21 protein-coding genes are annotated in these 22,398 nt (G+C 63.8%); 13 read left to right on the top strand and 8 right to left on the bottom strand.

The window, feature by feature from the left end; genetic code table 11:
* Positions 1 to 3: 3 nt before the first annotated feature.
* The 8 genes from FPZ08_RS03535 to FPZ08_RS22260 are packed head-to-tail and all read left to right on the top strand — an operon-like array spanning position 4 to position 8,192.
* Complete coding sequence (locus FPZ08_RS03535; RefSeq protein ID WP_146288703.1) at positions 4 to 1,536, top strand: ABC transporter substrate-binding protein; 1,533 nt, start codon at positions 4 to 6, stop codon at positions 1,534 to 1,536.
* 54 nt (positions 1,537 to 1,590) lie between these two features.
* Positions 1,591 to 2,508: an ABC transporter permease gene (locus tag FPZ08_RS03530; RefSeq protein ID WP_146288702.1), complete on the top strand. Its 918-nt coding sequence runs from the start codon at positions 1,591 to 1,593 to the stop codon at positions 2,506 to 2,508.
* Entirely contained in the window at positions 2,505 to 3,413 is a 909-nt protein-coding gene (locus FPZ08_RS03525) for an ABC transporter permease (RefSeq protein WP_146288701.1), read from the top strand. The genes FPZ08_RS03530 and FPZ08_RS03525 overlap by 4 nt, the downstream gene beginning before the upstream one ends.
* Before the next feature lie 2 nt (positions 3,414 to 3,415).
* Positions 3,416 to 5,248, top strand: a complete 1,833-nt coding sequence (locus FPZ08_RS03520; protein ID WP_146288700.1) for an ABC transporter ATP-binding protein — start codon at positions 3,416 to 3,418, stop codon at positions 5,246 to 5,248.
* The gene (locus FPZ08_RS03515) at positions 5,245 to 6,606 is read left to right on the top strand and encodes a lyase family protein (protein ID WP_146288699.1); all 1,362 of its coding nucleotides are present in this window, start codon (positions 5,245 to 5,247) and stop codon (positions 6,604 to 6,606) included. Before FPZ08_RS03520 ends, FPZ08_RS03515 begins: the two co-directional genes overlap by 4 nt.
* A 13-nt stretch (positions 6,607 to 6,619) precedes the next feature.
* The gene (locus tag FPZ08_RS03510; protein ID WP_146288698.1) at positions 6,620 to 7,234 is read left to right on the top strand and encodes a flavin reductase family protein; all 615 of its coding nucleotides are present in this window, start codon (positions 6,620 to 6,622) and stop codon (positions 7,232 to 7,234) included.
* 30 nt (positions 7,235 to 7,264) lie between these two features.
* Positions 7,265 to 8,020, top strand: a complete 756-nt coding sequence (locus FPZ08_RS03505) for a LysR family transcriptional regulator (RefSeq protein ID WP_146288697.1) — start codon at positions 7,265 to 7,267, stop codon at positions 8,018 to 8,020.
* Positions 7,926 to 8,192 carry a type 2 periplasmic-binding domain-containing protein gene (locus FPZ08_RS22260; RefSeq protein WP_425457569.1) on the top strand — a complete coding sequence of 89 codons (267 nt, stop codon included), beginning with the start codon at positions 7,926 to 7,928 and terminating at the stop codon, positions 8,190 to 8,192. The genes FPZ08_RS03505 and FPZ08_RS22260 overlap by 95 nt, the downstream gene beginning before the upstream one ends.
* 4 nt (positions 8,193 to 8,196) lie before the next feature.
* Here the strand turns inward: FPZ08_RS22260 and FPZ08_RS03495 are convergent, their stop codons facing one another.
* From FPZ08_RS03495 to FPZ08_RS03460, 8 genes are all read right to left on the bottom strand, one after another.
* On the bottom strand, positions 8,197 to 9,441 hold the full coding sequence (locus tag FPZ08_RS03495) for an alpha-L-fucosidase (protein ID WP_246132865.1): 1,245 nt from the start codon (positions 9,439 to 9,441) through the stop codon (positions 8,197 to 8,199).
* 298 nt (positions 9,442 to 9,739) lie between these two features.
* Positions 9,740 to 10,678, bottom strand: a complete 939-nt coding sequence (locus FPZ08_RS03490; RefSeq protein ID WP_210246854.1) for an N-acetylglucosamine kinase — start codon at positions 10,676 to 10,678, stop codon at positions 9,740 to 9,742.
* Positions 10,675 to 11,340, bottom strand: a complete 666-nt coding sequence (locus FPZ08_RS03485; RefSeq protein WP_146288694.1) for an N-acetylmannosamine-6-phosphate 2-epimerase — start codon at positions 11,338 to 11,340, stop codon at positions 10,675 to 10,677. The genes FPZ08_RS03490 and FPZ08_RS03485 overlap by 4 nt, the downstream gene beginning before the upstream one ends.
* Complete coding sequence (locus tag FPZ08_RS03480) at positions 11,337 to 12,200, bottom strand: carbohydrate ABC transporter permease (protein WP_146288693.1); 864 nt, start codon at positions 12,198 to 12,200, stop codon at positions 11,337 to 11,339. Before FPZ08_RS03480 ends, FPZ08_RS03485 begins: the two co-directional genes overlap by 4 nt.
* A complete protein-coding gene (locus tag FPZ08_RS03475; RefSeq protein WP_146288692.1) occupies positions 12,197 to 13,117 on the bottom strand; it encodes a carbohydrate ABC transporter permease in 921 nt (306 codons plus the stop codon). Before FPZ08_RS03475 ends, FPZ08_RS03480 begins: the two co-directional genes overlap by 4 nt.
* A 222-nt stretch (positions 13,118 to 13,339) precedes the next feature.
* Entirely contained in the window at positions 13,340 to 14,581 is a 1,242-nt protein-coding gene (locus FPZ08_RS03470) for an extracellular solute-binding protein (protein ID WP_146288691.1), read from the bottom strand.
* Between the two features lie 40 nt (positions 14,582 to 14,621).
* Positions 14,622 to 15,689 carry an ABC transporter ATP-binding protein gene (locus tag FPZ08_RS03465; protein WP_146288690.1) on the bottom strand — a complete coding sequence of 356 codons (1,068 nt, stop codon included), beginning with the start codon at positions 15,687 to 15,689 and terminating at the stop codon, positions 14,622 to 14,624.
* A gap of 320 nt (positions 15,690 to 16,009) precedes the next feature.
* Positions 16,010 to 16,864 (bottom strand): MurR/RpiR family transcriptional regulator, encoded by an 855-nt coding sequence (locus FPZ08_RS03460; protein ID WP_146288689.1) that lies wholly within the window; start codon positions 16,862 to 16,864, stop codon positions 16,010 to 16,012.
* 196 nt (positions 16,865 to 17,060) lie between these two features.
* Here FPZ08_RS03460 and murQ point away from each other — a divergent pair, with 196 nt between their 5' ends.
* From murQ to FPZ08_RS03435, 5 genes are all read left to right on the top strand, one after another.
* Positions 17,061 to 17,996 carry an N-acetylmuramic acid 6-phosphate etherase gene (gene murQ, locus FPZ08_RS03455; protein WP_146288688.1) on the top strand — a complete coding sequence of 312 codons (936 nt, stop codon included), beginning with the start codon at positions 17,061 to 17,063 and terminating at the stop codon, positions 17,994 to 17,996.
* Positions 17,997 to 18,006: 10 nt separating this feature from the next.
* On the top strand, positions 18,007 to 18,498 hold the full coding sequence (locus tag FPZ08_RS03450; protein WP_146288687.1) for a GNAT family N-acetyltransferase: 492 nt from the start codon (positions 18,007 to 18,009) through the stop codon (positions 18,496 to 18,498).
* 2 nt (positions 18,499 to 18,500) lie between these two features.
* Positions 18,501 to 19,523 carry a glycoside hydrolase family 3 N-terminal domain-containing protein gene (locus FPZ08_RS03445; RefSeq protein WP_146288686.1) on the top strand — a complete coding sequence of 341 codons (1,023 nt, stop codon included), beginning with the start codon at positions 18,501 to 18,503 and terminating at the stop codon, positions 19,521 to 19,523.
* 31 nt (positions 19,524 to 19,554) lie between these two features.
* On the top strand, positions 19,555 to 21,213 hold the full coding sequence (locus FPZ08_RS03440; RefSeq protein ID WP_425457590.1) for an ABC transporter substrate-binding protein: 1,659 nt from the start codon (positions 19,555 to 19,557) through the stop codon (positions 21,211 to 21,213).
* A 199-nt stretch (positions 21,214 to 21,412) separates the two neighbouring features.
* Positions 21,413 to 22,390: an ABC transporter permease gene (locus tag FPZ08_RS03435; protein ID WP_146288684.1), complete on the top strand. Its 978-nt coding sequence runs from the start codon at positions 21,413 to 21,415 to the stop codon at positions 22,388 to 22,390.
* Positions 22,391 to 22,398 lie beyond the last annotated feature (8 nt).

Raw genomic sequence — 22,398 nt, 5'->3', positions numbered from 1 at the left:
CCAATGCATTTCTTGAAAGCCATCACGCTTGCGGCCCTGCTGGGCACGGCTGTCGTCAACCCGGCGCTTGCCGGCAAGTCGGATGATACGCTGCGCGTCGCCTTCGTGGAGGAAATCCTCGAACTCGACTACAACTACACGACCAAGCGCGAATACATCATCATCGCGGACCTGATCGACGAGAACCTCTTCGAGATCAATCCCGAGACCAACGCCTTCGAACCGGCCGTCGCGACCGGATACGAATATATCGATCCGCTCACCATCGAGGTGAAGCTGCGCGACGACGTCACCTTCCACAATGGCCAGAAGCTGACCGCCCGCGACGTGGCCTATACCTATAACTGGATCATCGATCCGGAAAGCGAGAGCCATCCCGGGCCGGGCCATGCCACATGGCTCAAATCGGCGGAAGTGGTGGACGATTACACCGTCCGCTTCCACCTGCTCAACGATTACCCGCTGGCCATCCGCGACCTTGCCACGCGCGTCAGCATCCGGCCGGAAAACACCTATCACGTGGACGGCAAGGTCGTGCGCAACGCCGCCGCTTTGGAGCCGGTCGGCCTCGGCCCCTATCGCGTGGCCAGCTTCAAGCCGGGCCAGGAACTCGTGCTGGAGCGTTATGACGGCTACTACTCCAACAGCCCCAAGGGCGACGTGCCGATAGAAAACATCGTCATCCGCACCATTCCCGATATCGGAACCCAGCAGGCCGAGCTGATGAGCGGCGGCATCGACTGGATGTACAATGTGCCGCTGGACGTGGCCCAGAGCGTCCAGGGCCTGCCCATGGTCGAGCACCTCTCCGGCCCCGACCTGCGCGTATCCTTCATCGTGCTCGATGCCGCCGGCTATACCGATCCGGATGGCCCGCTGACCAACCGCCAGGTGCGCCAGGCGATGAACCATGCGGTCAACAAGGCCGACATCGCCCAGTATCTGGTCGGCGGAACGGCCGAGCCCATCCATACGCCGTGCCATCCGGCACAGTTCGGCTGCGACACCAGCATCCAGGATTATCCGTACGATCCCGAACTCGGTCGCCAAATGCTGGCCGAGGCCGGCTATCCCGATGGCTTCCCGCTCGATCTGTGGGCCTATCGCGAACGGCCCATGGCCGAGGCGGTGGCCGCCGATCTCGAAAAGATCGGCATCGACGTCAACCTGCGCTATGTGCAGCTGGCCTCGCTCGATCAGGCCCGTGCCAACCAGGAAATCCCGGCCTATATCGGCACCTGGGGCTCGGGGGGCACGGCCGATACGGCGCTGATCGCCAATATCCACTTCAACGCCACGACCGACCGCAACCTGTCGGGCGACGAAAAGCTCACCGAGCTGGTGCTTGCCGCCGAAGCCACCAGCGACCAGGACGAGCGCCGCCGCCTCTATACCGAGGCCCTGACCATCATCGCCGATGAAGCCTATTGGGTTCCGCTGGTGACCTATTCGGTCAACTATCTGGTCAATTCGGAACTGAACTTCCCGCTCAATGCGGATGGTCTGCCCCGCCTCTATTCGGCAAGCTGGAAATAGGCGAGTTCCAAACATCGAGCCGGCCTGGTGCCGGCTCGAACAAGGATTGATGCTATGCTCAAATACATCCTGCAGCGGGCAGCGCTGGCGCTTGCCGTGGCGCTTGTCGTCTCCTTCGCCACGTTCATGTTGCTCAACTATGCGACGGACCCGGCCTCGGCCCTGGCCGGTGAGGATGCCACCCCCGAGATCGTCGAGCAGATCCGGCAGACCTATGGCTTCGACCGGCCGGTCTTCGTCCGCTATTTCGAATGGCTGGGCGGTGTCGCCCGCGGCGATTTCGGCGAGAGCTATTACTGGAACAAGGATGTGGCCTCGCTGGTGCTCGAGCGGGCGCCGGTGACCATAGCCCTGGCCCTGTCGGCGCTCATGGTCACCATCGTCATCGCCATTCCGCTGGGGGCCATTGCCGCGCTGCGGCCCAATTCCTGGGCCGACCGCCTGGCCCTCACCTTCGCCGTTTCGGCCCAGGCCATTCCCAGTTTCTGGCTGGGCCTGATGCTGATCATCCTGCTCGGGGTCATGATCCCCATCCTGCCGATTTCGGGCGACAGCTCCTGGCAGCATTTCGTCATGCCGGCCTTCGTGCTGGGGGCCAGTTCGGTCCCTGCCGTGATGCGGCTGACCCGCACCGGGCTGATCGAGGTCATGGAATCCGACTATATCCGCACCGCCCGCTCCAAGGGCTATCGCGGCTTTGCCCTGCTCCGGCGCCACGCCATGCGCAATGCGCTGCTGCCTGTGGTGAGCGTATTGGCCGTGCAGCTCGGCCAGAAATTCGGCGGCTCGGTGATCACCGAAAGCGTCTTCGCCATCAATGGCCTGGGCCGGCTGGCGCTGCAGTCGATCCTGGGCTCCGACATCCCGACGGTGCAGATGCTGATCTTCATCTTCGCCCTCATCTTCGTGCTCATGAATCTGCTGGCCGACCTGCTCAATGCAGCGCTCGATCCGAGGATCCGCATCACATGACCATCTCCTCACAAGCCGACCTGCCCGCCGCCTCGGAAGCGAAAACCCCCACGCCGCGCGCGCTGATGCTGCGCCGGGCCTTTGAACACAAGGGCTTCATTGCCGGCGTGGTCATCGTCGGCGCGCTCATTCTCGTTGCCCTGCTGGCCCCGTGGCTGGCGCCGCACGATCCCTTCGCGCAATCCCTGCCCCACCGGCTGCTGCCGCCCGTCTGGGCCGAAGGCGGCAACTGGGATTATCTGCTGGGCACCGACCAGGTGGGCCGCGACTATCTCAGCCGGCTCATCTATGGCGCGCGGGTATCGCTGACCATCGGCTTCGGCGCCGCGCTGATCGGCATGATGATCGGCGTCACGCTGGGCGTCTGCGCCGGCTATTTCGGCGGCTGGGTCGACCATTCGGTCAGTTTCCTGCTGACGGCCCAGCTCGCTTTGCCCGGCCTGCTGCTAGCCATGGCGCTGGTGTTCATCATCGGCCCGTCGGTCTGGGTGGTGATCGGCATAATCGGGGTGCTGCACTGGACCTATTTCCTCGTGGTCACGCGCTCGGCGACGCAGCGGCTGAAGTCGCAGGATTTCGTGGCCGCCGCCAAGGCGATGGGCGCCACGCGCTGGCAGATCCTGCGCACCGAAATCCTGCCCAATCTCTCCAGCCAGATCATCGTCATCTTCACCTTCGAGCTGGGCATTTCGATCCTGGCCGAATCCTCGCTGTCCTTCCTGGGCGTCGGCATCCAGCCGCCCACTCCGTCCTGGGGCCTGATGATCGCCGAGGGCAAGCAGGCCCTGTTCTACCGGCCCTGGCTGGTCATTCTGCCCGGCGTGTCGCTGTTCCTGCTGGTGATCGGCGCCAACCTGCTGGGTGATGGCTTGCGTGACATCACCTCGCCGCAGGGGAGGAACTGAGCATGCTCGACAAACGCACCATCCTCAGCGTCGATGACCTCGAAGTCGTCCTCCACACCGCGGTCGGCGACCTCAAGGCCGTGCGGGGCACCAGCTTCGATCTCAAGGCCGGCGAGGCCATCGGCATTGTCGGGGAATCGGGCTCGGGCAAGTCCATGACCGCCCTCGCCTTGATGCGGCTGCTGCCGCGCGTCGCGCAGTTGCGGGCCAATGCCATCGCGCTGGACGGCGTGGCCATCGATACCGCCAATGATCGGGAATTCGCCCATTCCATCGCCGGGCAGAAGATTTCCATGATCTTCCAGGAGCCGATGACATCGCTCAATCCGGTCTATTCTATCGGCCGGCAGTTGACCGAGGCCGCCGTGCAGTTCGCCGGCCTCTCGCCGAAGGCTGCACGAGCCCGGGCCATCGAACTGCTGGAGCGTGTGGGCATACCCGACCCCGTCGGCCGGCTCGAACAATATCCGCACCAACTGTCCGGCGGCCAGCGCCAGCGCGTGATGATCGCCATGGCGCTGATGAACGAACCTGAACTGATCATCGCCGACGAGCCGACCACGGCGCTCGACGTCACGGTGCAGGCCCAGATCATGGAGCTGCTGGCCGAACTCCGCCGCGAATTCGGCATGGCCATGATCCTCATCACCCATGACCTGGCCGTGGTCGCCTCGACTGTCGACAAGGTGGCGGTGATGTATGGCGGCGAGATCGTCGAAAAAGGGCCGTGCCATGAGGTGCTGACCAATCCCATGCACCCCTATACGCGCGGCCTGCTGGCCTGCGTGCCCAAGATGGACGGCACGCCCCGCCGGCTGGGCGCCATTCCCGGCATCGTGCCGGCGCTGCTCGGTGAGGTCGATTTCTGCGTCTTTTCCTCGCGCTGCGCCCATGTCCGCGACATCTGCCGCACGCAGCGCCCTCCGCTGCAAGGCGACGGCGCACGCAGCTATAGCTGCATCCTCACCCCCGCCGAGATCGCCACCCTGCCCCCGGCGCAACCAACCGAGGAAATGTCCCCGCCCATGGTGACGACAGGGCCGGCGCTGATCGAGGCTCAGGGCATCCATAAATTCTACCGCGTGAAAAAGACCCTGTTCGGCCAGACCAAGACCCTGCACGCCGTCAATGACGTGTCGCTGCAGATCCGCCGCGGCGAAACCTTCGCGCTGGTCGGTGAATCCGGATCGGGCAAGACCACCCTGGCCAAAATCCTGCTCGGCCTCAGCCCCGCCGATGGCGGTGCTGTGCTGCTCGATGGCGAGGCGGTCAACGCCATGGATGGCCGCAAGCGCGCGCGGCTGATGCAGCCGATCTTCCAGGACCCCTATTCCTCGCTCAATCCGCGCCACACCATCGCGCAGATCATCGCCCGGCCGCTCGACGTGCATCGCATCGGCGACGCCGCTTCGCGCAAACAGGCGGTGCTTGATGTCATGGACCGCGTCGGCCTGCCCGAGCGTGTGCTGCACAATTACCCCAGCCAGATGTCGGGTGGGCAGCGCCAGCGCGTGGCCATTGCCCGCGCCCTCATCATGAAGCCGGCTCTGCTGGTTTGCGACGAGCCCACTTCGGCGCTCGACGTGTCGGTGCAGGCGCAGATTCTCAACCTGCTGGCCGACCTGCAGCAAGACCTGGGCCTCACCTACCTGCTCATCACCCACAATATCGCCGTCGTGCATCAGGTCGCTTCGCGGATCGCCGTGATGCATCAGGGAAGGATCGTCGAAATGGGCGAGGCGCGCAAAATCCTGCGCGCGCCGGAGCATGATTACACCCGGCTCCTCCTCTCCTCGGTGCCTGAACTGGCCACTGCCGGGAGCGACAGGAAGTGAGTGCCGGCGAAACCATGATCACCCCGCAGACCGTCTTCTCCCGCGCCAATCTCTGGCAGACCTGGCTCGATGTGGAAGCGGCCATGGCGCTGGCCCAGGCCGAAATCGGCATGATCCCGCAATGGGCCGCCGACGAGATCGCGAGCAAGGCGCGGCTGGACAATTTCGACACGGCCGAACTCGAACTCTCGGTGGCCGAAACCATGGCGCCCATCGTTTCGCTGGTGCGGGCGCTGTCCGATATCTGCGGCGAGGCCGGCCGGTTCGTGCATTGGGGCGGCACGACGCAGAACATCATGTCGACAGGAAGACTGCTGCTGGTCCGCCGCTCCCACCGCGCCATGCTCAATGCGCTGGCCCGCGCCATCGACCGGCTCGGCGCCCTGGCCGACCAGCATGCCGAAACCGTCATGGTAGGCCGCACCAACCACCGGCAGGCCCTGCCCATCACCTTCGGCTTCAAGGTGGCCGGCTGGATAGAGGAACTGGCACGCCAGAACGAGCGGTTCCTCTCGACCGAAAAACGCGTCTTCGCGCTGCATTTTGGCGGCGCCATCGGCGCCATGCACTCCTTCGAGGGCAAGGGCGAAGCCCTCAACGCCGCCATTGCCCGCCGCCTCAACCTGACCCCGGTGCTGGTGCCCGATCGCGCCTCGCTCGATGGCCAGGCCGAATATGTGGCGAGCCTGGCTCTGTTCGGCATGAGTGTCGGCCGCATCGGCTCGGAGCTCTACCGCCTCATGGCCGACGAGATCGACGAAATCGGCGAAACGCTCGGCATGGAAGTGGTCGGCAGCTCCACCATGCCGCACAAGGTCAATCCCAAGCATGTCGTGCATCTGGTGTCGGCGGCCGCCCATCTGCGCTCCAAGGTTACCCCGGCCCTCGAAGCCGGCATGCCGGCGCATGAGGGCGACGCATCGAGCAACCAGTTGATGTCGAGCACGATAGAAAGCGCCTCGGCACTGGCATGGGAGCTGGCCGAGCGCTTGGAAAACACGCTCGCCAATATCGATGTCCGCACTGACAGCATGGCGCGGAACCTGCAGCTCAACGCCAATGTCATCGCCAGCGAAAACCTGATGATGATCCTCGCCCGCAAGATCGGCCGCACCACCGCGCATGATCTGGTGCACCATGCCGTGCTGCATAGCGACGATGGCGCCGCCGGCCTTGCCGATACCCTGCTGGAAGACAGCCAGGTCAGCGCCGCGATGAGCCGGGCCGAAATGGAAGCGGCTCTTGTGCCGGCGCATTATCTGGGCGACAGCATAGCGATTGCGCGCAAGGCTGCCTCGCTGGCTGCCGCAACCGCCACCGCGATGCGATCCCGATCGGAGGCCTGGCCCGCACGATGACAAGCGCCGCCGCATGACGAGCTATCATTCCTTCGACCCGGCGCAGGGTCACGGGCTGCCGCATGATCCGATCAAGGCCATCGTGGGGCCCCGCCCCATCGGCTGGATTTCCTCGCTGGATAGCGCCGGCACGGCAAACCTGGCGCCCTATAGCTATTTCAACATGTTCAGCCACCAGCCACCGATCCTGATCTTCGGCAGCGAGGGTCGCAAGGACACCGTGCGCAATATCGAACAGACCGGCGAATTCGTCTTCAACCTGGCGACGCGGGATCTGGCCGAGGCCGTCAACCAGACATCGGCGGTCCTGCCGCCCCATATCGATGAATTCGAGCTGGCGGGACTCGCCAAGCTGCCCTCGGACAAGGTGGCGCCGCCGCGGGTCGCCGGCGTGGCCGCGGCCATGGAATGCCGCCTGGTGCAGGTGCAACAGCTCACCGACCTGGCCGGTGCGCCGGTCGATACCCATCTGGTTATCGGGCAGGTCGTGCAGGTTCACATCAATCAGGCCTGCCTGGTCGATGGCCTGTTCGACATCACCCGCGCCCGGACCATCGCCCGTTGTGGCTATCGCGGTGACTATGTCGAGGCCGGCGAGACATTTGAAATGATCCGGCCGGGACGCTAGGACTGACGCGGTCTGCGGGGAGGTTGCCCGGTGAATTTGCGCTCGCTCAGGATTTTCCGCCGCGTGGTGACGACGGGCTCGCTCGCCCAGGCCTCCCAGGATCTCAACATATCGCCCTCCGCCGCCAGCCGCCTGCTGTCGCTGCTCGAGGCCGAACTCAAGCTCAACCTGTTCTCCCGCTCCAAGCGCCGGCTCGAACTGACCGAGGAAGGCGACCGCTTCTACCGGCAGACCGAGCATATCCTGCGCGGTCTCGACGAGATGGAGCTCATCGCCGCCGAAATCCGTGCCCAGACCAATGAATTGCTGAGCCTGGTGACCGCGGCGCCGCTGGCCATGGGGTTGATTTCGCCCTCGCTTGTCCTCATGCAGCAGCGCGACGAGGCCTTTGACTGCGTGATCAATGTAGAAACGCGGTTCGATCTGGAAAGCAAGGTCGCCGCGCGTGCCTATAATGTGGGCGTGATCTCCCTGCCCATCGAGAATGGCATTCTCGACCTCACCATCGAGCCCTTTCTCGAAACCCGCCTCGGCGTGCTGATGCGCACCGATCATGCACTGGCGCAGCAGGCCGATATCACCCTCGACGACCTGGCCCGCTACCCCATCGTGGCCCTGACCAAGGGGCCAGCGCTGGCGCGAACGGCTGGACGACATCTTCTCGGCCTCCGGCCTGACGCCGGAGATCCGCGTGGAAACGACATCGACGCCGGTGGTCAAGAACCTCGTCCGCGATGGCGCCGGCCTCACCGTAGTGGACTGCATCTGCGGCCGGATCGCCGATGACGAACCGCTGGTGCTCAAGCCCCTGGCCATCGAAAAGTGGATCACCTACGCCACGATCCACCCCAATGGCCCGAGGCCAGCCCGCAGCGGCCGGTTCATCGAAGCCATGCGCGACTTCATCCGCGCCGAAATGGGTCGCAGCCAGGCCAGAGACATGCTGCGTCTTATCTAGCCACTCAATCCCCCAGGACCAGCTCGATAACCGGCACCACCACGTCCGGTTTGATAACCGGCAGCTCCAGGGTGAGGATGCCGTCACCCACCGCGACACCCGTATTGGTTTCCACTGCCTCATCCGGGTCGAGCCAGCGGATCTCGCTGGCATCGTGCAGGAACTGGGCATATTTCACCCTTCCCGCCAATCCCTCGATATGGATATGGCGGAAAGGCCAGGTCTGCACATGCAGGTAGAGCCGATTGTCCTTCTGGGTGAAGCGGTAGCCATTGGGCGCCACATGGGCCGAAGCACCGGCGCCATAAATGGCGCGGCCATTCATGTCCAGCCATCGGCCATAGACCTGCAGTGCCTCGACGGCACGGGCATCGAACAGGCCGCGCCCGGTCGGCCCGACATTCATCAGCAGGTTGCCGCCCAGCGCCACTGTATCGACCAGCAGGTTGATGAGCTGGCCTGCATCCTTCCAGGTGCTTTCGTCGCGGTGATAGCCCCAGGACCCGCTGAAGGTGTGACACACTTCCCACCGCACCGGCTTGCCGCTCGCCGTCGGCGCCACGCGCGGCGTATATTGCTCCGGCGTCGCCAGGTCCTTGGGGAAATTGCCGTCGGTCGGCAGGTCGAGGCGGTCGCCGACGATGATGTCTGGCTGCAGGCGCCGCACCAGGCCGATCAGTTCCTCGCTCTCCCAATCGGCGCGGCCCTTGCCCGCCATGCCGCGATAGTCGCGGTCGGGATAACTGAAATCGAACCAGATAACGGAAATCTCGCCGAAATCGCTCAGCAGTTCGGTGACCTGATTGCGCATGTATTCGGCATATTTCCGCACATCGCGCGACTTGTTCAGCGCCAGCGCAGCGGGGTGGTTGCGAAGCGGGTGGATGCCGTCGATGGGAAATTCGGGATGATGCCAGTCGAGCAGCGAATAGTAGAATCCCACCTTGAGCCCCTCGGCGCGGAAGGCCTCTACGAAGGGTTTCAGCAGGTCCTTGCCATAGGGCGTGTTGGTCGCCTTGTAGTCGGTGAACTTGCTGTCCCACAGGCAGAAGCCTTCATGGTGCTTGGCCGTCAGCACCACATATTTCATCCCCGCCTGCCGGGCATGCCGCGCCCATTGCCGCGGATCGTACAGGTCCGGGTCGAAACGCTCGAAATAGCGGACATAGTCCTCGGGCGCGATTTCCTCATGGTTCTGCACCCATTCATGCCGCGCCGCCAACGCGTAGAGCCCGAAATGGATGAACATGCCGAAGCGGTCCTGCGTGAACCAGGCCTTGCCCTCGCTATCGCCAATATTCACCACATCGTCCTCCCGAACTCGAACCGCCCCGAAGCCTAGAGTCTTTCCCATTTCGGCGAAAGCATCGGTACAGAGGGGGCGGATGCTGCAAGTTCAGCAAGCGCGGCCCACCCCCACCCTTGATCCCTCCCCATCTAGGGGAGGGAGACGATGAACACCGGCATTGGAGCTGGCGCCTCCCTCCCCTAGATGGGGAGGGATTGAGGGTGGGGTGGAGCCACACACACCGATACAGGCCGGACAACTACCGCGCCGGCTCCGCCAACACCTCTATCCAGCCGCCCTGCCGCAATGCCTGCAGCCGGGCCGCTGCCAGGCTTGCATCGGCGTCCAGCAGGCGCACCTCCTGCCCAGCCAGCCGGTGCCGGATTTCGGCGAGAATGGCCGGGTGCAGCGCCAGCACGCCGCCGATAAAGCCCACGGGCCGCGCGCCCGCCCGTGCGATCAGGGCACCGGCCAAAGCCGCCAGTTCACCGCCCGCTTCGCGCAGGATAGTTTCCGCCACGCCATCACCCTCGGCGGCAGCCTTGGCCACGGCCACGGCCAGCGTGCCGATGCGGCCACGATCCCCGGCATAGATGAATTGGCGGATATCGCTCCAGTCCCGGCCACCGACAGCCGCGAACAGATGATCGGCCAGCCGGCGCACGCTGTCGAAAGAGCCGGTATGGTCGAGCGCCCGGTACATCCGGTCGAGCGCCTGCAAGGCGATCCAACTGCCCGACCCGGCATCGTCGATCAATATGCCGCGCCCGCCGACGCGAACCAGAGCGCCATCCTTGTCGATATGGATGCCGATCGAGCCGGTGCCGGCCGAAACCAGATGCCCCTCGCCCGGCGCGAAATTGGCCATATAGGCCAAAGCCACATCGTCGATGACGATGGTTTTGTCCGGCGCCACGCCGAATGCGTCACCCAGCAGAGCCTTCACCTCGCCGGACACCGCCGCGCCATAGCCGGTCAGCCCCGCCGTCACACTGACGAGGGCAAAACCCGCCGCCGCGACGTCCGTGGAGATAGCCGACAGCGCATTGCGCAGCTTGTCCTTCTCGGCCGGGTTGAACACATGCCCGGTGGCGCCTTGCGCCTTGCCGCGGGCCAGTTCCTGCCCATCATCGCCACAAAGCACCCAGCGGCTGGCTGTCCCCCCGATATCGAGCCCCATATGGGCGCTACGGCTCAAAGAGGCACACCCTGGGCAACGAACATGCGCGTGATCTCGCGGGGATTGGTGATCATGGTTCCGACAACGACCGCATGGGCGCCGGCCCCAAAGGCCTGCCGCACTAATGCCGGACTATTGTAGCGCCCTTCAGCTACCACGGGCACGCTCAATCTGCGCGCCAGCGTCTCAAGCAGTTTCAAATCCGGCTCGTCCGGCTTGGGCTGGGTCGCCTCGGTATAGCCCGACAGCGTCGTCGCCACATAGGTCGCGCCCCAGTCGGCCGCGGCCAGCCCCTCATCCACAGTGGAAATATCGGCGAAAACCTCCGCCCCCAATTCCTCGCGGATGCGCCGCACCAGCACTTTCGGATGCTCACCGTCCCGCGGCCGCTCGGTGCAATCGAGCGCCACGATATCAGCGCCCGCCGCCACAATGGCCTCGGCCGCCGCGAAATCGGGCGTGATATAAACCGGATAATCGTCCGAAAACACCTTGTGAATGCCAATGACCGGCAGCCCCGCCGCGATCACAGCCGCAATGTCTTCCGGCCCATTGGCCCGCAGGCCCACGGCCCCGCCATCGCGCGCCGCCAAAGCCATGGCGCCCATGAATTGCGGCCCATGCAAGGGATTATCTGCCCGCGCCTGGCAGGAGACGATGAGTCCGGATGGCAGTTTCACTTCACGGCCCCCGAGGTCATGCCGGCGATAAACTGCTTGGACAGCACGATATAGATCAGGATGATCGGCGCCGCCGAGAGCGTCAGCCCCGAGAACAGCACGCCCCAGTCGGTGGTATATTCGCCCATGAACGTCGTCAGCCCCTGCGGCAGGGTTTTGAGGTCATCGTTCTGGATGAAGACCAGCGGGAAGAAGAAGTCATTCCAGATCGGCACCACATTCTGGATGCCGGCAATCACCATGGCCGGCCGCACCAGCGGCAGCATGATGGCCCACATGATCCGCGCTTCGCTCGCCCCATCCATCCGCGCGGCGTCTTCCAGCTCGTTGGGCAGGGTGCGGATGAAGCCGGTCATGATGAAGACCGTCGTGGGCAGGCCCATGGCCGTATAGACGAAGATCAGGCTGAGCTGGTTGTTGAGGATGGAGAGGTCGCGCATCAGCATGAACAGCGGGATGATGGCGAGCTTGAGCGGTAGCGTCAGCCCCGCCAGGAAGAACATCAGGATAAAGGTCGAGCCGGTGAACTGGTAGCGCCCGATGGCATAGGCAGCCATGGTCCCCAGCGTCAGGATCAGCACCATGGAGGCGCCGGTCACCACGAAAGAATTGAGCAGGTAGCGCAGGAAATTGGTCTGCGTCCAGATCTTGAGGAAATTCCCGACATGGGTGAAATCGGGAATGGCAAACGGCGACTGGAAGATTTGCGGCGTGGTCTTGAAGGCCGAGAACACCATGATGACGATGGGCGCCAGCATGATGATGGTATTGGCGATCAGGATGATCTGCAGTAGCCCGTCGCGGCCCAACGTCCCCATGATGCCCCGGCGGTCGTAATAGGTATTGGCGGCGGCGCTCATAGCTGGATCTCCCGCGCCCGCAGCCGCGTGGTGATGACGCCGGCAATAACGGCAATGAACAGGAAGATCAACACGGCCAACGCGCTGCCGAGCCCGAAATCCTGCTGCCCCGAGGACACGTTGCCGAAGGCGGTGCGATAGAAATACAGCCCCAGCACGTCAGTCGAGCCGAAGGGCGAACCGTCGAGCCCGGCCATGATATAGGGCAGCTCGAACCAGTTGAACGCCCCCACGAACAGCAGCGTAAACACGATAGTGGCGCTGGGCGCCACGAGCGGCCAGACCACCTTTGTGATCTTGACCCATTCGCTCTCGGTTTCCATGCGCACGGCATCGAGGATTTCCCCCGGAATGCGCTGCATGCCGGCCAGGAAGACCAGTGTGGGGAAGCCCACCATGTGCCAGGCCTGCGCGATGATTAGCGACCACAGCGCCGTCCCGCCCTGCCCCAGCCATGGCTGCGCCATCCAGCCCAAGCCAATGCCCTTGAGGCTGATATTGACTACGCCGAACAACGGGTGGAGGAACAGCTTGAAGAGATAAGCCACGATGATGGTGGAGAGCACCACCGGCAGGAACACGGCGACGCGATGAAAGCGCGCGCCCGGCAATTCCCGCCACAAGGCATAGGCCAGGATAAACCCCAGCCCGTTCTGCAGCACCATCAGCGCGAAGAACACGATGATGTTGTGCGAGAAGGCATTGATGGTCCAGCTCCGGTAGGGCTCGACGAACAGCACCGTCCAGAAATTGTCCAGCCCGACAAATTCGCCGCGCCGCAGGCCCTGCCAGTCGAAGAAGGCATAGGCGAAGGCCGAAACGATCGGATAGACGATGAACAAAGCCACGAAGACCAGTGGCGGCACGATGAGTATGGTGATCCACAGGCCGCGGCCGGTCATCCTGAGTTTGGGCATGGAGGGCTCGCTTGGCTCGGTTCACTTGGCCCCACCCCACCCTCGGTCCCTCCCCATCGAGGGGAGGGAGGCGCAGGCTGGGAGGCCGATGCTCATCGTCTCCCTCCCCCTTGTGGGGAGGGATCAAGGGTGGGGGTGGCCACACGCACGAAGCGTCGCATGGTCACCCTCAGGCAGTCAGGGTGGGGACAGGGCCCCCACCCAGGCGGAGGGAGAGCCGCCTTATTTCTTGAAGGGCTCGTACCAGGCGGCAAGGCCGGTCGTGAGCGCTTCACCGATGGCTGCCGGGGTGGTCTCACCCGAGAACAGCTTCTGCATTTCGCCCTGGATCAGCACCGAGCCGGAGGGCTCGCCATAGCGGAAATGCGCCAGCATCAGGTAGGGGATCGAGCTTTTGTTGAGGTCATTGACCTCTGACAGCAGCGGGTTGTCGAAGGTCACGCCCGGCACGGTCGAGATATTGCTCAGCGTATTGGCGAAGGCCTGGCCGAATTCCTGGCTGGCGAGATAGTTCAGGAACTTGATCGAGGCTTCCTTGTTGGCGCCGGCCGCATTGGCTGCATAGCCGCCGTCGAAATAGAGCCCGACCAGCTTGGCATCCTCGGCCGTCTTGCCCGGCGCGGCGAACACGCCCATTTCGATATCGGGGTTGAGGCCCTGGAAGGTCGCCATTTCATAGGAGCCGCCGATGAACATGCCGGCCATGCCCGAGGCAAACAACTGCTGGGCCGAGGGATAGTCGAGGCCGATGAAGCCATCGGGGAAGTATTCCGCGGCCACTTCGGCGATCGAGCCCAGCGCATCGGTGAAGCGCGGGTCGGTGAAGTCGGCCTCGCCGGCCATCAGCGCGTCATAGAAGTCCTGGCCCATCAGCGAGGAGCCCAGACCGAAGGTCACGGTCTCGTTCTGCCAGGCCGTTGCGGTGCCGTTGGCGAAGGGGATGACGCCGGCATCCTTGAGTTTCTGGCTCAGCGCCACCAGTTCGTCCCAGCTCTGCGGTTCAGCCAGGCCATTGGCGTCGAAAATCGCCTTGTTGTAGATAACGAGCTGCGTCTGGCTGGCAAAGGGCACGGCATAGAGCTTGCCATCGGCGCGGACCCGTTCGGCATCCAGCGCGGACGGAGCAAAATCGGCCAGAGCCGGCACGCTGTCGGTAGTCAGCTCCTCGAGATAACCGGCCGTCGCCACATTCTCCAACCCGCCATAGGCGCGGACCATCATCACGTCAGGCCCGGTGCCGCCGGCCAAAGCCGTGGCGAGGATGGTGTTGTAGTTCGCGGCCTCGAAGGTCTCGAACTTCACGGTGATGCCGGGATTGGCCGCCTCGAACGTATCGATGAACTGCTCATAGGCAGCGCGGTCTTCCTGGCGCCAGCTCCAGAAGGTCAGGTCCTGGGCCAAGGCCGGGGCGGCCACGGCCATCGCGGCCAGGGCAGCGCCGATGCGGATCATGTTGCTTTTCATTCTTCCCTCTCTGTTCGGTATGGACATGTTTCCTCCGGCCCTATGGGGCCAACCGCCGGCCATCCTCGGCGGAAAAGAAATGCGCAGCGCCCGGCGCGACGGTCATCGTCACCGGCGTATCGGGCTCGAAACCGTCATTGGGCCCAACCCGCGCGGCGAGCAGCGTGCCGTCGCTCAGGCGCACATAGACATAGGCGTTGTCGCCCAGATATTCGGTGTAGACGACCTGCCCGGCAAAGCCCTCGCCCCCCTGCCCGCGCGTCAGCAGCACGGCATCGGAACGCACGCCCAGCTTCATCGCGGCCGCATCGGGCAATGCCCCCGGCGCCAGCGATCCGCCACCATCTTTCATGCTCAGGCGATCGCCTTCGCGCGTCACATCGATCAGCGTCATGCGGGGCGAGCCGATAAAGCTGGCCACAAACGTATTGGCCGGCGTCTCGTAGAGTTCGCGGGGCGAGCCTACCTGTTCGATGCGCCCGGCATTCATCACCACGATCTTGTCGGCCAGCGTCATCGCCTCGACCTGGTCGTGGGTGACATAAATCATCGTGCCGCCGATCTGGCGGTGCAGCCGGGCGATTTCCAGCCGCACTTCCGAGCGCAAAGCCGCGTCGAGGTTGGACAGCGGTTCGTCGAGCAGGAACACCGCCGGCTTGCGCACCAAAGCGCGCCCGATGGCCACGCGCTGGCGCTGGCCGCCGGAGAGTTCGCGCGGCTTGCGCTGCAACAGCGGCTCGAGCCGCAGCATGCGCGCCGCCTCGGCAATGCGCGCCTCGACCTCGTCCTTGGAAAGGCCCATCAGCCGGGCGCCGAAGGCCATGTTTTCGTAGACGTCCATATGCGGATAGAGCGCATAGGACTGGAACACCATGGCGATGCCGCGCTTGGAGGGCGCCACGTCATTCATGCGCTGTCCGTTGAGGAAGAATTCGCCATCGGTAATCGGGTCGAGCCCGGCGATCAGCCGCAACAGGGTGGACTTGCCGCAACCGGACGGTCCGACAAACACCACGAATTCCCGATCCCCGATTTCGAGATCGATCCCGTGCAGCACCGCGGTTTCCCGAAAGCGCTTCTTGATGCCGTGGAGAGACAGTTGAGCCAAGTTTCCTCCTCCGGGGTCCCGCGACAGCGCGGCCGCTCCCGTGCCGGCACCACGCCCACGCGAATGCCGACATTGGAATACTGAATTCCAAAAATGGTCTATGTCAAGAATAGAATATTACAAACTCGTCATCTGCAGCAGATCCGATGCGTGTGACACCCCCACCCTCACTCCCTCCCCACAAGGGGGGAGGGAAGCCGTCCAGTGACAGGAAAAATGTCCGGGATAATCTTTGACGGTCGATCTGGCGCCTCCCTCCCCCTCGATGGGGAGGGACCGAGGGTGGGGTGGGGCTACGCGCACAAGGCAGAGGACTCTCCCTACCCCCGCGCCTTCAGCACGGTCACGGCCGTCTCGCTATTGTGGATATAGTCGTGGGAATCGGCCTGGCGGCGGATGAGCAGGATGAACAGCATGTCCATCAGCATCAGTTGCGCATCGCGCGAGGTGATGGCCGAGGAGCGCACCCTTTCCTCGTCGGCTACGGTAAACAGGTGGATATCGGCCAGGTCCAGCAGTGGATTGGGATGCAGCCCGGTCATCGAGATAACGGTAGCCCCCCGCTTCTTGGCCACTTCGGCAATGCGCAAAGGCTCCAGGCTCCGCCCCGAATGCGACAAAGCCAGCAGCACATCGGCCTCGTTGAGCGCCGAAGCGTTGGAAATCTGGATATGGCTGTCGCTGTCGATCAGCGCCGTCCGCCCCAGTTTCAGCAGCTTGTAGGAAAAGTCCTTGGCCACCAGCGAGGAGGCGCCCACCCCGGCCAGTTGCACCTTGCGCGCATTCACCAGCGCGTCCAGCGCCAGATCGATCGTGTGTTCATTATTGGCGGCCAGCGTTTCGCGCATGGAGAGCAGCTTGCTGCCGATCAGCTTCTGCAGGATGGTCACATAGCTGTCGCTGGCGTCGATCGTGCCGTGGATCACCCCGCCCGGCGCGTGCCATTCCAGCGCCTTGGCCTTGTTCACCGCCAGCTTGAGTTGCTGGTAGCCGCCATAGCCCAGCTTCTGGCTGAACTTGACCACGCTGGATTGGCTGCGCCCGGTCGCCGCAGCCAGGGCCGCCGAGGACATGGCCAGCATTTCGTTGGGATTGTCGATGATGAACTGGGCGATCTGCCGGTCGGCCGCTGTCAGGGAATCGAGTTGCGCGCTGAGCGCTTTGAGTATCGACATGCCATTTCCCTTGTGAGGCGAACCGGACGGGCCAGCAGCACTAGGGCCGATGGCCGACCGATTGCAATGGGCTTGCTTTCGTCGTCGTCCCGCATTGTGCACAGGCCGCGCCATTTAGGAATACAATATTCCACACTTCGTTGACACTTGGAATAATCGCTCCTAGCATCCCGACCGGATTTGACGCGAGGATACGATGGCAAAAAGCGTTCTGATGGCCGAGCTGGGACAACTGGTTTCGGAAGCCAGAAACCCGGCCACGATGCAGATCGACCTCATGTCGACCAGCCAGATACTGACAGCCATGAATGACGAGGACGCCAAGGTTGCCGGCGCCGTCCAGCAGGTGCTGCCCCATATCGCCGCCGCCGTCGACAAGATCGTCGATGCCTTCAAGGCCGGCGGCAGGCTGATCTATATGGGTGCCGGCACCAGTGGCAGGCTCGGCGTACTCGACGCCTCCGAATGCCCGCCCACTTTCGGCGTGCCCGAAGAGATGGTGGTGGGGCTGATTGCCGGTGGCGATCATGCGCTGCGCCATCCGATCGAAGGCGCCGAGGATGACCGCAACGAGGGTCGCCGCGACCTGGAGCGCGTCAATCTGGCAGCCCGCGATGTCGTGGTCGGCATCGCCGTCAGCGGCCGCACGCCCTATGTCATCGGCGGGCTCGAATATGCCAATCAGGTCGGCGCCACCACGGTCGCGCTATCCTGCAATCCGGTTTCGGCCATTGCCGATATCGCCCAGATCGCCATTTCGCCGGTTGTCGGCCCAGAAGCGCTGACCGGCTCCACCCGCCTCAAGTCGGGCACGGCGCAGAAGCTGGTGCTCAACATGCTGACCACGGCCAGCATGATCCGCATCGGCAAGTCCTATGAAAACCTCATGGTCGACCTGTCGGTCAGCAATGCCAAGCTGGCGGCCCGCGCCACGCGCATCCTGGTCGAGGTGGCCGATTGCACGACCGAAGAGGCCGAGCACTATCTTGTCCAGGCCAATAACAATGTGAAGCTCGCCATCCTCATGGCGCTAACCGGGCTGGATGCGGCGGCCGGCGAAGCGGCTTTGACCGAATCCGGCGGCTTTCTGCGTCGCGCTGCCGCCCAGCACCAGCCGCGCGCGGCCAGCTAGGAGCGCGGCGATGGACCTGCTGGTCAATCTCTATAGCCGCAAGCTTGATGAGCTCCGCCAGCGCGCCGAAGGCGTGGAAGCGACCATCCGCACCGCCCTGCCCCCCGAACAGCACATCATCAAGGACTGGGTGCGCGAGCATTTTTCCGAATACTGGGTCAGCGAAGTCAGCGCCGCCATGGCGCACCAGCCGCCGGGCTGCCTCGTCGCCACCATTGACGGCACCCTGGTCGGCTTTGCCTGCTGGGATGCCACGGCACGCGGCTTTTTCGGCCCCACCGGCGTCTCCGAAGACCAGCGCGGCAAGGGCATCGGCCTCGCCCTGTTCTATCACGCGCTGACAGCCATGAAGGCGCATGGCTATGCCTATGCCGTCATCGGCTCGGCCGGGCCGGTGGATTTCTACGTCAAGGCGGCCGGCGCCATGCCGATCCCGTCGGACAAGGAAGACATCTATCAGGGCCTGCTGCGCCTCAAGCCGAAAGCGGAGGCCGGAGCCTGACCATGTCCACGCCCCTCGCTTTGTTCGTCGGCATGCCCGGCCATGAACTCTCCGCCGACGAGATCGCCTTCTTCCGCGAGACCAACCCCTTCGGCCTCTTCCTCTTCAAGCGCAATCTCGACAATCCCCAGCAGATCAGGCGTCTCTGCGCGCAGTTCCGCGAGGCCGTCGGTCGCGAGGATGCCCCCGTCTATATCGACCAGGAAGGCGGCCGTGTGCAGCGGCTCGACAATGGCAATTGGCCGCTGTTCCGGAGTCTCGGCAGTTTCGGCGCCCTAGCGCGGAAGGACCGCGAAGCCGGCAAGCAGGCCATGCGTCTGTCGACCCTGGCCATGGGCACGATGCTGGTCGAACTGGGCCTGGGCAGCGGCACAACGCCGGTCGTCGACCTCGCCCGCAAGGGCACGCATGACGTGGTCGGCCAGCGGTCCTTCGGCGACGATCCGGAACTGGTCACCACCATGGGCCGCGTCGTCATCGAGGCCATGCTCGAAGTCGGCGCCATGCCGATCATGAAGCACATTCCCGGCTATGGCCGCGTCACCGTCGATCCGCATTTCGCCTGCCCGGTAGTCGAAGACGCGATCGAGGACATGCGCGACAGCGACTTCCGCCCTTTCGTCGCCCTCAGGGACGCTTCGCCATGGGCCATGGTGGCCCATCTCATCTTCACCCGGCTCGACCCCGACCGCCCCGCCTCCGTTTCGCCCATCGTGTGCGATTTCATCCGGAGCGAGCTGGGCTATGATGGCGTCATCATCACCGATTGCCTCACAATGGAGGCACTGAGCGGCACCTGGCCCGAGCGGGTCACATCAGCGCTCGACGCCGGCTACGACATTGCCCTGCACAGCCAGGGCGATCTCGCCGCCAGCCAGGCCGCCGCCCGGGCCGCACGCCCGCTGAGCGCGGCGAGCCAGAACCGAATTGCCCGGGCCCAGCAAAGGCTCGGCAGCAAGCGCGTGGATGTGCATGCACTCCATGCGGACGTCGAACGGATTTTCAGGGATAATGGTCTGGCGTGAAGCCGGGCTTATGCAGAGGAGGAATGCAATGCTGAAGTCTTCGCTGATCGTGGCCGTTTCGGCCGCGGCTCTCGCCATGGCGGCCCCCGCCATTGCGCAGGACCAGAACGTGCTGACCGTGAGTTCGGAACAGACCACGACCTATGTGCGCAATTTCAACCCCTTCGGCCAGACCTCGGCCCGCGCCACCACGCTCGATTTCATCTACGAGCCGCTGGTCGTGTTCAACCGCCTCAAGAGCAACGAGGCCAACTATCGCCTCGCCGAGAGTTTCGAATTGGCCGACGACCTCAAGTCGATCACTTTCACCCTGCGCGACGGCCTCAAATGGTCCGATGGCGAGCCGCTGACCGCTGACGACGTGGTCTTCACCTACGATTACATCAAGCAGTTCCCGGCGCTCGATTTCATCTCCGTCTCGGCCCAGCTCGCCTCGGTCGAGAAGGTCGATGACCGCACGGTCAGGTTCAACCTCAACGAGCCGAACTCGCTGATCGCCAACACGATCGTGGGCATGCCCATCGTCCCCGAGCATATCTGGGCCGATGTCGCCGACCCCGTGACCTTCGCCAACGAGAACCCCGTCGGCTCCGGTCCCATGACCGAGATCACCCGCTTCACCCCGCAGGTCTACGAGCAGTGCCGCAACCCCAATTACTGGGATGCCGACAATCTCAAGGTCGATTGCCTGCGCCTGCCCCAGCTGGCCGACAATCCACAGGTACTCGCGGCCCTCGCCGATGGCACGCTGGACTGGGCCACGAGCTTCATCCCGGATATCGACAACACCTTCGTCGCCAAGGACCCGGAACACCACAAATACTGGTTCACCCCGTCGAGCCTGGTCTCATTCCAGCTCAGCATGGTCACGCCCGACGAGAACAACCGCAAGGCGTTCAACGATGTCAATTTTCGCCGCGCCCTCTCCCAGTTGATCGATCGCCAGACCATCGTGGACATTGCCGGCTACGGCTATCCGCTGGTCAATGACGATCCCTCCATGCTGGGCGAGCTCTACAAGAGCTTCGCCAACCCTGAGGTCGCCACCCAATACGGCCAGTACGGCCAGTTCGACCTCGATGCCGGTATCGCTGCGCTCGATGCGGCCGGCTATGTCGACGCCGATGGCGACGGCTTCCGCGACAATCCTGACGGCACGCCCATCGCCATCGACATCATGGTGCCGAACGGCTGGACCGACTGGATCGACGCGGTGCAGATTTCCATGGAATCGCTCACCGAAGCCGGCCTCAACGTGAAGATGAGCACCCCGGAAGCCGCTGTCTGGACCTCTGGTCTGATCGCCGGCGACTATTCGATGACGCTCAACGCCCTGGCCTCGGCGGCCAATCCCTACTTCCCCTATATCCGCTCGTTCAATCCGGACGATTTCGGCAAGAGCCGCTTCACCGCCCCGCATTGGGAAAATGCCGAGGTGATGGACCTGCTCGGGCAATATACCCAGGTGAAGGACCCCGCCGAGCAGAAGGCCCTGATGGACAAGCTGCAGATTATTGTGGCCGAGGCCATGCCGGTCATCCCGGTCTATAACAGCCCCAGCTTCTACGAATACAATACCAGCCGCTTCACCGGCTGGGCCGATGCGGACGATCCGAAATACTCGCCCGTCGTCTCCAACGCCAACCCGGCCCGCCTGCTGCAATTGCTGGATCTCGATCCGGTGGAATAGGCAGACTGCGGCGTTCGGCACTGTCCCCTTCTCCCCTTGAGGGAGAAGGTGCCCGAAGGGCGGATGAGGGGTCCTGCACTATCCACGTGCATTGAAGCATAGGCGAGCGCAGAACCCCTCACCCGGAAATCCGCTGGACGCGGATTTCTCTCCCTCAAGGGGAGAGGGCCACCCTCGCAACCGAAAGGAACACATCACCATGGCCTTTCTGCTGCGGCGACTGGCGTTCTACCTCGCGGCCTTTCTCGCCGCCGCCACCATCAATTTCTTCCTGCCGCGGCTGATGCCGGGTGATCCGATCGAGATCATGTTCGCCAGCGCCGGCTCCGAACTGTCACTCGAAAATCTCAACGCCCTCAAGCTCACCTTCGGCTTCATCGATGCGCCGCTGCATGAGCAGTATTTTTCCTATCTCAAAAGCGTCTTCACCGGCGATCTCGGCCGCTCGATTAAATACTTCCCCCTGCCCGTCACCGACCTGCTCGGCCGCGCCCTGATCTGGACATTGGGCCTGGTCGGCATCGCCACCCTGATCAGCTTCACCCTCGGCACGTTCCTGGGCGTCATGGCCGCCTGGCGGCGCGGCACCCTGTTCGACTCCATCGCCTCGCTGCTGGCCATCTTTTCCAGCTCCGTCCCCGCCGTCGTCGTCTCGCTGATCGTGCTCTTCGTCTTCGGCTACACCCTGCGCTGGTTCCCCAACGGCTATGCCGCCGACCCCATGCTCGATCCGGCCTTCAGCTGGACCTATATTTCCAGCGTCATCTATCACGGCACCCTGCCCATGCTGACACTGGTCACGGTGTTGACCGGCGGCTTCGCCGTCACCATGCGCAACAACATGATCAACCTGCTCGGCGAGGACTATATCGTCATGGGCCGCGCCAAGGGCCTCAGCGATGGCAATGTCATGCTGTGGTACGCCGCCCGCAACGCGCTGCTACCCACCGTATCGAGCCTGGCCATCGCCATCGGCACCATCCTCTCCGGCTCGCTCATCATCGAGGTCGTGTTCAACTATCCCGGCCTCGGCAACACGCTCTACCAGGCGATCCTCGCCCGCGATTACCCGGTCATCCAGGGCCAGTTGCTCATCATGACCGGCGCCATGCTGGTTTCCAATTTCGTGGTCGACCTGAGCTATGTCCTGCTCGATCCGCGCCTCAAGAAGGCCTGAGCCATGAC

Source organism: Devosia ginsengisoli (genome assembly GCF_007859655.1).
In the GTDB taxonomy this organism is placed as follows: domain Bacteria; phylum Pseudomonadota; class Alphaproteobacteria; order Rhizobiales; family Devosiaceae; genus Devosia; species Devosia ginsengisoli.
The sequence above is the reverse complement of the archived record's forward strand: the minus strand, read 5'-3'. Positions and strand labels throughout refer to the sequence as shown.